The organism is Erwinia sp. OLFS4, from assembly GCF_002752165.1.
In the GTDB taxonomy this organism is placed as follows: Bacteria; Pseudomonadota; Gammaproteobacteria; order Enterobacterales; family Enterobacteriaceae; genus Izhakiella.
Window position 1 is genome coordinate 24413 of record NZ_MOMB01000066.1, and the last position, 9566, is coordinate 33978.

12 protein-coding genes are annotated in these 9566 nt (G+C 50.6%); all 12 read right to left on the bottom strand.

The features are described 5' to 3' along the window. Window positions 1–13: 13 nt before the first annotated feature. Window positions 14–475: a hypothetical protein gene (locus BL249_RS16805; RefSeq protein WP_099706819.1), complete on the bottom strand. Its 462-nt coding sequence runs from the start codon at window positions 473–475 to the stop codon at window positions 14–16. Beyond that, window positions 472–912: a DUF4054 domain-containing protein gene (locus BL249_RS16810; RefSeq protein ID WP_099706820.1), complete on the bottom strand. Its 441-nt coding sequence runs from the start codon at window positions 910–912 to the stop codon at window positions 472–474. Before BL249_RS16810 ends, BL249_RS16805 begins: the two co-directional genes overlap by 4 nt. Continuing rightward, the gene (locus BL249_RS16815; protein WP_099706821.1) at window positions 909–1253 is read right to left on the bottom strand and encodes a hypothetical protein; all 345 of its coding nucleotides are present in this window, start codon (window positions 1251–1253) and stop codon (window positions 909–911) included. Before BL249_RS16815 ends, BL249_RS16810 begins: the two co-directional genes overlap by 4 nt. 42 nt (window positions 1254–1295) lie before the next feature. Then, window positions 1296–2363 carry a major capsid family protein gene (locus BL249_RS16820; RefSeq protein WP_099706822.1) on the bottom strand — a complete coding sequence of 356 codons (1068 nt, stop codon included), beginning with the start codon at window positions 2361–2363 and terminating at the stop codon, window positions 1296–1298. A gap of 1 nt (window position 2364) precedes the next feature. Then, the gene (locus BL249_RS16825) at window positions 2365–2862 is read right to left on the bottom strand and encodes a structural cement protein Gp24 (protein WP_099706823.1); all 498 of its coding nucleotides are present in this window, start codon (window positions 2860–2862) and stop codon (window positions 2365–2367) included. Further along, on the bottom strand, window positions 2862–4151 hold the full coding sequence (locus tag BL249_RS16830) for a DUF2213 domain-containing protein (protein WP_099706824.1): 1290 nt from the start codon (window positions 4149–4151) through the stop codon (window positions 2862–2864). Before BL249_RS16830 ends, BL249_RS16825 begins: the two co-directional genes overlap by 1 nt. Continuing rightward, window positions 4148–4861 carry a phage head morphogenesis protein gene (locus tag BL249_RS16835; RefSeq protein ID WP_099706825.1) on the bottom strand — a complete coding sequence of 238 codons (714 nt, stop codon included), beginning with the start codon at window positions 4859–4861 and terminating at the stop codon, window positions 4148–4150. The genes BL249_RS16830 and BL249_RS16835 overlap by 4 nt, the downstream gene beginning before the upstream one ends. Next, window positions 4851–6377, bottom strand: coding sequence for a phage portal protein (locus BL249_RS16840; RefSeq protein ID WP_099706826.1), 1527 nt, complete (start codon window positions 6375–6377; stop codon window positions 4851–4853). The genes BL249_RS16835 and BL249_RS16840 overlap by 11 nt, the downstream gene beginning before the upstream one ends. 34 nt (window positions 6378–6411) lie before the next feature. Continuing rightward, the gene (locus tag BL249_RS18830) at window positions 6412–6639 is read right to left on the bottom strand and encodes a hypothetical protein (RefSeq protein WP_143354800.1); all 228 of its coding nucleotides are present in this window, start codon (window positions 6637–6639) and stop codon (window positions 6412–6414) included. A gap of 2 nt (window positions 6640–6641) precedes the next feature. Beyond that, on the bottom strand, window positions 6642–8030 hold the full coding sequence (locus BL249_RS16845; RefSeq protein WP_099706827.1) for a PBSX family phage terminase large subunit: 1389 nt from the start codon (window positions 8028–8030) through the stop codon (window positions 6642–6644). Next, entirely contained in the window at window positions 7960–9003 is a 1044-nt protein-coding gene (locus BL249_RS16850; RefSeq protein ID WP_099706828.1) for a terminase small subunit, read from the bottom strand. The genes BL249_RS16845 and BL249_RS16850 overlap by 71 nt, the downstream gene beginning before the upstream one ends. Before the next feature lie 117 nt (window positions 9004–9120). After that, a partial coding sequence (locus BL249_RS16855) for a lysis protein (protein ID WP_342633917.1) occupies window positions 9121–9566 on the bottom strand: 446 nt, incomplete at its 5' end.

A 9566-nucleotide genomic window follows, 5' to 3' on the forward strand; every position in this document is an offset into this window, starting at 1 on the left:
ATTTCTTCATCTGTCATGTTTTTTCCTCCACTGCATAAGTGACCGCCTGCAACATCTGTCCGGTATCCACCAGCGGTTTTGTTGAGGCTTTACCTTTGCTGTGTCTTCTGGCTCTGCCCCGGATGGTGGATGTATCCAGCGGAGGTGTTGTCAGGGTACGAATGGCATTCTGTACATCACCCGCAGCTTTGGCTCCGATCTGATTCAACCCATCGTTAAGCGCAATACTGCCTGCAACAGAAGCATTAACGGCTTGCGAGATGAGATTTTTGTAACCAGCGACATTCTCTGCCATTGCCGGGCGCAGGAAAGGCCGGGGCGGGATGCCGCCAGCCGGATACCCAAGTTCCTGAATGGCCGCGACATAAGCAATCGGCGTACCGTCAGGGTATTTACTGTGCTCAAAAAATCCGATCTTCAACTGCTTTTTGTTCAGTTCATCGTAGACCGCTTTCAGCCTGGCAAAATTACTCATCGTCTTAGCCTCCCGCGCATCGGGAACCGGCCACCCACGCTACGAAAGGCTGCACGTTCTCCCATACCACCGATATAGCGCGGTACACTACAGCGTTTAATCAACGCCAGATATTGCTGGCCGAATGGCGTCAGGTTGTACCAGTGTGACCAGTTTGAACTCGTCGGCGGCGCAGCAAATGATACGCCCACTTTATCGATCGTGGCGCTGGTCACCGCACCTGAAGGGGATTCTCCTTTCGCCGCCATTTGACGCAACATCAACATATGTGCAACCACCAGCATCCACAGTTCGCTGGTGCAGATCCCCTGACATTCCGAGAAATAACAGGTTGCTGATTTTGCGATAATAAAAAGGTCATCAGCAGGCACATCGTTAAACTGCGGGTAAAGAACACGAAACGCTTCGAGGGGAAAGGTGCCAGCATCCATAATCATTTACCTTTTTTGTTGTTTTTCGGAACCTCTTTATTTTCGGCTTCAAGAGATTCAGGCGTATCTGGCGCTGACAGGTCGCTGGCTTCCATATTGGTCGCCACTTTTTCGGGATCGGCTTTTATTTCTTCAACCGCGATAAAACCGTTTTTTTCATGTAACTGAAAAACATGATTCTTTCTAAGTAGGACGTACTGCTCGTCGGTAATATCGGTAACACGACCACGCGGGGTGTACATTTGCTTGGTCATGATATTGGCTTTTCCGGCAATAAATACCGTTCCGCCCGCTTCCAGTGCGTAATTCTGATCATTGGAAAGCGTGGAATAAACGTAGATAGGCATGGGGAATCCTTAAAGATTAAGCCCTCAAATTGAGGGCTGTTATCAAAGACCGGTCAGGCGGGTGATCGCCCAGGGGCGGGTGACAATGACACCCGCAGTGGCGTTGGTGGCATCTTCCAGATAGCCCTTGATCTGATTCTCAGACCCCAGCAACTGGTATTTCACCGGCACAACCTGCAAAATTGTTGCACTGGTTGCGGTAGAACCATCATCCACGCTATCGGCAAACATATAGGCAATATTTGCCCCGCCATTCGCACCTTTGAATTCGGGTGAAAAGACCTGCCGCATATTGGGATAGTTGTTGTTGATCCACTCTTTGACGGTTTCACCTTTGGCGACCGGGTTCGCTTTACCTAACGCCGAACGGAACCCCAGCGGAAGCGTCAGCGTGATAGGCATATCGTCGCGGATGATGCCACCAGAGTTCGTTTCGAGACGTGAGAACATATCGGTAATGTCCTTCGTAATCTCGTCGAACGTGGCCGTCAGCCAGGGCTTGGTTGCAGTTTCATAAGCCGGGAGGTTCGGATCGTTTAACAACCCAAAAACACGGGTAGTCGGGCTGTTAAAACCCTGATAGCCGACTCGCTCACGCCCCTGCTCCAGTGACTCAGTAGCCGCGTTGCGTTTTTCTGCTGCCGCCTCGAAACCCGCCGCCGACTGTCGTGCTTCTTCCAGCTTACCGACCTGAAAACCTTGCTCAAAACGCACGATACCGCGACGTTCCTGATCCTGTGCATAGGAAGCCAGCGGGATATTGGTATGGTCACCGTACAATTCAGGTTTGCCTACCGGCGTTGCCACGTTCAGGATGATCTCTTCATCGTGCCACTCACCCGCGTTCATTACCCCGGTAATTTCATCCAGAACACGAACACGGGTCGCCGTGCGGATAAGACCCGGTAAAACATGTTGCAGCATTTCACGATGAATAAGACCACCGCTTACCGCAGGGCCGGTTAACGCGGAGTCCATTGCCGCCAGACCACCGAAGCCAAGTTGCCCCAGCTCGTTGTATGTCCACTTCTGATCGGGCTTAATATTCAGCGGCCCGCGTCTGCGGATCTCACGGCCCGACATATAAAATTTTTCTTTGCTCAGGGCCATATCAGGCACCTCCAGTTGGTGCAGGGGTTGGGTACGGGATCTCGGTCAGGCGAACAAGACAGAGATGGGGTGTTTCAGCAGAGCCAACGTGACGTGATACAAAGCCAATCGCTTTGTCCCCGGCGTCCAGTGTGGCTTTAGCGGTCAGTTCACCGTCAGCGTTAAACACCACCGGCATGTTAATTGCGTTAGCAGATTCGCTAACTTCGACGTATACCTCTCCCATAGTGAGAAACTCACCCTGAGTCCCGTTGCGGGCATATTCGGTCTCGATACGATACGCTTTCGGGTTAATCATGATCCCCGCAAACGCCCCATTACCGCCCGGCTGCACAGATTCAACACTGGCATCTTTGTAGGTATAGGCCAGACCAAACAGATTCTTTTTTTCGTCGGCTGAGTCCAGAACGGCACTGGTGGCGCGAAGTGGGCCAAAGTGGCTAACTTCACCGACTACGCCGGAGATCATGCCGTTTGCTACAGATTTCGGGATTGCCATTATTTATCGCCCCATTTATCTAAAATTGACTGGTTGCTGACTGCCTTATCCATCGTAACAGACGGCTTTTGGGAATCCGGTACGCGCCCCTGCATCCACGCATCAAGTGCAATAGCCTCAGTGCCTTTACCACACTGAATACCCAGCTTTTCAACGCCATATTCAGCGACCTGTTGCGCCGTCATGGGCGCATGATCGAACACACCAACAAATGGCGTTAACTTCCGCGCCAGTTCATCACGGGCACCGATTTGTTTCAGCAACGCGCCGGTATCCATTGTCGGTTTACTTTTCTCCAGCTTTGCCACCTTGCGTTTCAGCGCGGCGATGGTGTCAACCGTGCCAATACTTCTGCGCAGGCGTTTAAGCCGACGACTGAGACTGTCAGTAGTCGCCTGGTCGAGATGCTCTTTCGCCTCCTCGATAGCCGATTCTGCCGACTCGATAGCCGTTTCAGCATTTTCGATAGCGGTAGGCTCCCCGGTTTCTGCTGCCTCCGATGCCGCCTCAGCCGCTTCTACCGCCGCCTCCGCACCTTCTTCTGCCGCTGCTGCCCCTTCGGCGGCTGCTGCCGGATCAACGGGGTCAGCAGGGTCTGCGGGTACAGTAGGATCGGGATCGTCCGTAGTTGGCTTACCCGCTGCCAGCGCTGCCACAACAATCTGTTTGATTTGCTCAACCTGTTCGGGGGTAAAACCACCGTCATCAGTTGTGGGCTTGTTTTTGTCATCATCTGGATTCATGTGAATGAGTTCCTTGGTATCTATGGTTATAACGTGATCCTGCACGGAGACATCGGGGCCGGTTCGCCCCTCATCCACCAGCGCAAGGTGGTTTGCTCTGATATGCCGCTGAACAGCGTCATAGGGCTGACCGTTGAAATTGCCAGGGGTGAAGTCATAGCGGCATCGATAGCCGGGCGATAAATCTATTTTTCCGCTGCTGATATTGCTTAGTGCGGAGTTGGATAAAATTTTGATGTTTCCCCGTAAGTAGGGGTAATCGAACCAGATATTTTCACCAATGACGCCCTGTATCCCTTTTTTCTCAGCAGGGGTAGCGTCTTTACCCAGCATTTCGTGCTCATCAATGAAGGGCATCAGCCGGAAAGAGTTGATCGTTTCTTCGCTACGTAGCTCCTCCTCCGGTCGATAGACACGATAGATACGGCTGGGGTCAGGAGCATTAATTTCAGCCCCCAGATAATCAAAAACCCCAACTTTTGAGATGGGGTTGTCTTTTACTTCCAGCCAGCCATTGAGGTCATACGTTCGTTTAGTTTCGTTCATGAGGTGTCACCAAAATCCACAACCGGCGTCCAGAAGCATTTGCAGTTGGGTAACGTACCGGGTAGGCCACGCTGACCGGTTTTTTCATCAATAACAGGGGGGTTATCCAGATCGAACGTCTGGCCGTCTAACCTGAGATGCAGTTCCCTGGGTTCGGCGCTACCGGCTGAGTGATGCCAGACCGCTTTACGGATACCGGCTGATTTCATCCGCTCATAGTTAGATGCCGTGGTGATTTTCCGGCTCTGATCCACAGCGATAAACTGCGCCCGTTTTTCTGTCACTGTACCGGTTTGCCTGATTTCATCGAGAAGGGTTTTGGCTCCCTCGCCTGGATGGCTGACGGATCGCAGCGCAGCGCCCTCAATCCTGCGATGAAACTGTTCAGGAATGGTTTTAATCAGCGCGACGTTTTCTGCGGTAGCAGCAGTTAGACGCTCTTTCATCTCACCCGGCATATCAGGCGTTTTTATTGTCAGCCCCCCGGATAGCGTTTTTAGTGAATCGTCCAGGTTGCGTTGCGCGGCCAGATCGGTCTGGGAAACAAACTTATCCGCTATTTCTGCCGCTTTTTTGTTGAAAATACCGTCCCATTTACGTTTCAGGCGATTCAGCCAGATACGGGTCTGGCTGGCAACGCTGGCATCCATACCAACCGGCGCAAAGTCGTCATTCAGTTGGGTAAAGGTTGCCTGATAGTCAGCTATCATCTGGTGCACCAGTTGCGACATAGCCTGACTGTAGCGTGTTGCCGGGGCGGCTGGATAAGCCAGTGGTTTCCCCTTCATTACCGCCTGACGGGATGCCGCCCATCTTGCCCGTTTGTCCCGGAATCTGATTTTCTTCTTCATCGGTCATGTCCAGTCCGTAGTAACTCGACTCTTTATCCGCCGCCAGCTTTTTACGAATGTCGTAGCCGTCAATGGCTCCGGCTGTAGCATATGCAGAGGCTGTTTGTGCCTGTTTCAGTTCAATATCGGCATATTCTGCCGCTGTCGGGCTATCAAGCGGTTTCCAGTTGATACTGACCTCAACAACGGGCAGGCCCGCGCTACGCAACAACATATCGAAATGGCGCTGTAACAGTTCTTCAAGGTCGTTCGACTGAATACTCTCCAGTTCCTCGCGATAGCTGGCTTCCTCATACTCTCCCGTGGCGTTAAAGCCTTTCGGTGTAGTGCCAAGAAGTTTTGTGGCCGGAACATTCGCGCCCGCCGCGACCAGTTGATATTGCGTCATAATGGTGGCGTCGAGATCGGCCAGTGAGGTATCAAACTGCTGCACAGTATCGGTACCGCCGGTAACGTGAACGCCGTAGTTGTCACGCATTTCAATGAAATAGGACATATTCTCGCTGACGGTCGCTTTATCTGCGCTTTCCAGATCGCTGATACCCATCGTCAACAAACGCTTGGTCATCGCCAGTTCAGGGGCTTCGTTAGCTGTACGCTCTGAGGCGTAAACGCGCTCGTAGATGCGCTCAGGCACGGATACGCCAAAATAGTTGTAGGTAGGCTTGAGTACATTCGGTACCGGGAAGGGCACGAATTTAACAAAATGCGATTTATGGTACCGACGACCGGCAATCACGTAATACGTGGGTTCGTAAAAATCCAGCCCTGCCGGATCTTGCAGATTGGCCTCCGTCAGTTCAGGCGTCACCCACTGCGGGTCGATCTGCTTGATACCCTTGTAACTTCCTCTAACCACACCATCGATGTTAAAGGGGTTTTCATACCACGCTTTGGGGTTTGAAGTCTCAACGACAAACAGCGCCAGACGACCACCATATACGCGACCAAAATGGATCAACTCTTTCATCGCCTGATTGATGCGGTATTTTTTGCTGCGTTTTATGAGCAACTTAGCGACATCTTTATCGTCGCAGTCCAGGTCATAGCCCTGCCGGATAGCATCACGCGCAGGCATGTTACACGCCTTATCCACCAGCCAGTGTTTGGCTATCACCGCGCACATATTGTTGCCGATAAAGCCCTGGCTGGCATACCACATGGCCTGCGCTTCGGGAACACCATAAACATTCCCACCTTTGAATGCAGGCACGGAACCATCAATGGAGTCCATCGCCACACCGCTAATAACAGGTTGTGGTAAGTCCAGACCGTTAAACCCCTCCGAACGCGCCAGCGCGGGGTAAAGCTGAGTAGTGAACGCCGACCGTTTAACCGGCGCTACCTGATTTTTACGCCTCTTAAACGGCCACATAGTTACCTCAAGATGATATTGATTATTTTATTTATTAAGGTGTTAGTGAATGAGAATGCGGGTTGTCGTTCTCTAAATCCCAAATCATTACGCGCTTTCCCACACAGCGCTCGCACCCAACAATCCCTTGCGTATGCTGCCCCGGCTCAAAGCCGTGTGTGCAATTAGCGGTTTTGAGATGAAATATTTCCCTTTCTAACTTTTTCAGCCTTACAGACAATTCTTCCAGGCTGATACCTGGTTGCCCTTTGGTTTCAGACATAGTTACCTCTTGGTTGTGAAGAATCCGCCACGCTTCACTGGCGCAAACGCTTCTATAAAGGCATCGGCAATATTCGGAGATGGCACATCACGCTTCGCCAAATCCTTTTTGCTTTCCACCTTCACACGTCCGTTATTATCAAAATCACGCTTTGGCGTTGACAACTCAAATTTAAGCTGTTCAAGAAATGGGCAGCCAGAGGAAATGCTGATCAATTCATCGTCAGTAAAGCTTTCGCCTTTCTCGCCTCGCTTAACTGCATTCACCGCATTGTAAGTATTGCGAAATCGGTCAGCCACCAACCACCATGATTGTGCTTTCAAATTAGAAAAAAAGTCTTTGTTCTTTATCTTTGGCTGATACTCACGATCCGGTTCATGCACCGCATCACCAGCGTTAAATTTATGATAAATAACTTTCGCTTTATGCTCGGAATTCAACTCAGCAAACTTTGCTCCGGCACTGGCACCAACACCAATGCTATCGTAAGTAATTTCCGCATCGTATTTTCTCGCCACCTGCCAGGTTCTGGAGCAGCTTTTTAATAATTCGTCTTCCTTCCCTTTCCACTCATCGGCCCACAATGCCACTGAGCCATGCGCATACACGTTGGCACACTTATCAGCACCATCATCAGCAATATCGAAACCAACACGGTGCTTACCGGCTGGCGCGAAGCCCAGCACCTTGTGCGCGTCAATCGCGGCCTCAATCCACGACAGTTTGATCACCGCCGCATCATCATCCATACGGGGCACACCGAGATACACATGTTCAAAGGCATCTTCATCACGCGCTTTAGCTGCTGCGATAACCTTTTTAATCGTTTCGCTGAGAAACGGGTTTTCGTCGAAATTTATTTTCCGTACCAGAGTATCTTCCGGTGGATTAACCACGAAATGTCGCCAGACAAAATCAGTCACCAGACCTGGGTTGAAAATAAACCAACATTCTGATCCCTCTTTACGAATGGTGGGCTCTAAAACCTCCCATTGTGCGGGCGTCATCGCGTGGGCTTCTTCGTTCCAAAGCACATCTACCGATTCCAGAGACTTTATTTCGCCGATATGTCGCCACAGGCCATAGAAAATAAACTCACTGCCCGTAAAGCGGTTGACGATTTTATTTTCCAGAACGCGAAAGCGATGGCGTAAACCAAAACGCTCTATCTGAATTTTCAGCAGGGCATACACAGATTCTTCAATTTTATTCTGGATCTGACGAGTACACAGGAAACGCAGGCGGTAATTATCAGCAAGAAATATAGCGAACCCGGCAGCATCCCATGATTTAGAAGATGTGCGTCCACCGTAAAGAACCTTATTCCTCGCTCTCGTCGTCCAGAATGGTCTTAGTGCCGGATTGAGACTCGGTTTTTCCAAGGTCGGCATAAAAATCTCCCATCCCTTTCGGGGTATTGTCGTCCTGGTTGTTCAAATCAAGTTTGGTGATCAACTGAATAAGCATTTGCCGCGCCGCTTTTTTATCTTCGGTGATCACTTCTATACCGTTTTTAGTTTGCTTCACGCCAAGCAGGAATTGACGGTCTGGCCCATCAAGATCGCGGGTGTCAGAAATGAAAATATCGCCACTACCTTCGCCGTAACACCTTGGACAATCAGGGTTAGGGTCAGCATTCTCGATGAAACCCAGCCCGCCATACTCTGGCTCGGCTTTTCCATCCTTCATGTTTTTTTCAGCTGCACGGTCAAATTCCTGAATATCACGCCACTGATACAGGTGGTTCTCACCCCAGCAGTAACGACAGTTAAGACGGCGATATTGTGTCAGTGCATTAGGGTCGGCTTTGGTGATAGCCACTAACTGATCGATAATTTCATCCAGGTCAGCCGTGTAACGCTTTCTCATCCGGTTTTTTAGTTCGCGGATAGCGCGGGCAATCTTAGGTTTTCTGTACAGACGGCTCGCTTCGACATAGGCCGTGTTTTTATTCGTGTCGCTATACCCGGCAAATCGGTATCCCCCTATCCTGCTGCTGGTCTTGACACAACCCCAGGCAAAGAGCGCCTCTTTCTCGGTTAATCCGAACTCATCAGGATCAAGCGCCAGATCGATATCGTCATGGTGCATTATTCCAGCGGTTGAAACCTGTTCACTTTTAGGCGACCGTTCACCCATATTCTGTGATTGTTTTGGGGCTGATTTTTTTTGGGGCATAACTTTTTTTGCCCCGTTTTTTTGCCCCGCTTTTGTCCCTGCCCCTTTTGCCCTTATCCAGCCTTTTTTACCGGCCATATAGCGCAGGGCTTTTATCGTGATTCCGTACTTATCCGCCACAGCCTGGAGGGAAAGCACACCAGCACAGAAATCACGCTCGATTGCTTTCTCATCCGGCTTGCTCATCAATCACTGTCCTGTTGTTTCTCCCGCCTCAGCAATTCGCTGTAAGCCTGTATGTCACCGTGATTATTCTTCTTGTGCATTATTGATGGCCCTCGCGATGACCACCTGTAATGCAAATTAATGGCACTGCTTTTTTACATACTCCTGTAAAAATCGCAATTTCTGCTGATCGCTGATTATTCCTGACCTGATATCGAAAACAGTTGATCCAGTTTCTCTGCTGACCTCGATGGTGCTTCCATTACCCATGCTGGAACTGGCGGTGGTTTCGGACAGTTTACAGGTGCCTTTGATGCGCAACTGGCGACGACCAGCGGCAACATCGTCACGAAGACGATCATTTTCAAGTCTGGCATTGGTCAATTCCCTGGTGTATTTGGAATCAAGATCTGCAACTTCGCGCTGTTGACGTTGCATGTTATTGATCGTGTCCAGCCTGGTCTCTGCCAGTTGTGCGAACTCACGCTGCTTGTCGAGGGCGTGGTGGTAGCTGTCGCGATAGTAGAATGCCAACCGGCCCGCAACGACGATCCCAACGACCAGTATTCCGACAGCCATAGTTC

Excerpts from the sequence above, each read along its gene's own strand:
- BL249_RS16820 (WP_099706822.1), bottom strand. The coding sequence starts at position 2,363 with ATGGCCCTGAGCAAAGAAAAATTTTATATGTCGGGCCGTGAGATCCGC.
- BL249_RS16810 (WP_099706820.1), bottom strand. The coding sequence starts at position 912 with ATGATTATGGATGCTGGCACCTTTCCCCTCGAAGCGTTTCGTGTTCTT.
- BL249_RS16830 (WP_099706824.1), bottom strand. The coding sequence starts at position 4,151 with ATGAACGAAACTAAACGAACGTATGACCTCAATGGCTGGCTGGAAGTA.
- BL249_RS16835 (WP_099706825.1), bottom strand. The coding sequence starts at position 4,861 with ATGATAGCTGACTATCAGGCAACCTTTACCCAACTGAATGACGACTTT.
- BL249_RS16845 (WP_099706827.1), bottom strand. The coding sequence starts at position 8,030 with ATGCCGACCTTGGAAAAACCGAGTCTCAATCCGGCACTAAGACCATTC.
- BL249_RS16825 (WP_099706823.1), bottom strand. The coding sequence starts at position 2,862 with ATGGCAATCCCGAAATCTGTAGCAAACGGCATGATCTCCGGCGTAGTC.
- BL249_RS16840 (WP_099706826.1), bottom strand. The coding sequence starts at position 6,377 with ATGTGGCCGTTTAAGAGGCGTAAAAATCAGGTAGCGCCGGTTAAACGG.
- BL249_RS16815 (WP_099706821.1), bottom strand. The coding sequence starts at position 1,253 with ATGCCTATCTACGTTTATTCCACGCTTTCCAATGATCAGAATTACGCA.
- BL249_RS16805 (WP_099706819.1), bottom strand. The coding sequence starts at position 475 with ATGAGTAATTTTGCCAGGCTGAAAGCGGTCTACGATGAACTGAACAAA.
- BL249_RS16850 (WP_099706828.1), bottom strand. The coding sequence starts at position 9,003 with ATGAGCAAGCCGGATGAGAAAGCAATCGAGCGTGATTTCTGTGCTGGT.
- BL249_RS18830 (WP_143354800.1), bottom strand. The coding sequence starts at position 6,639 with ATGTCTGAAACCAAAGGGCAACCAGGTATCAGCCTGGAAGAATTGTCT.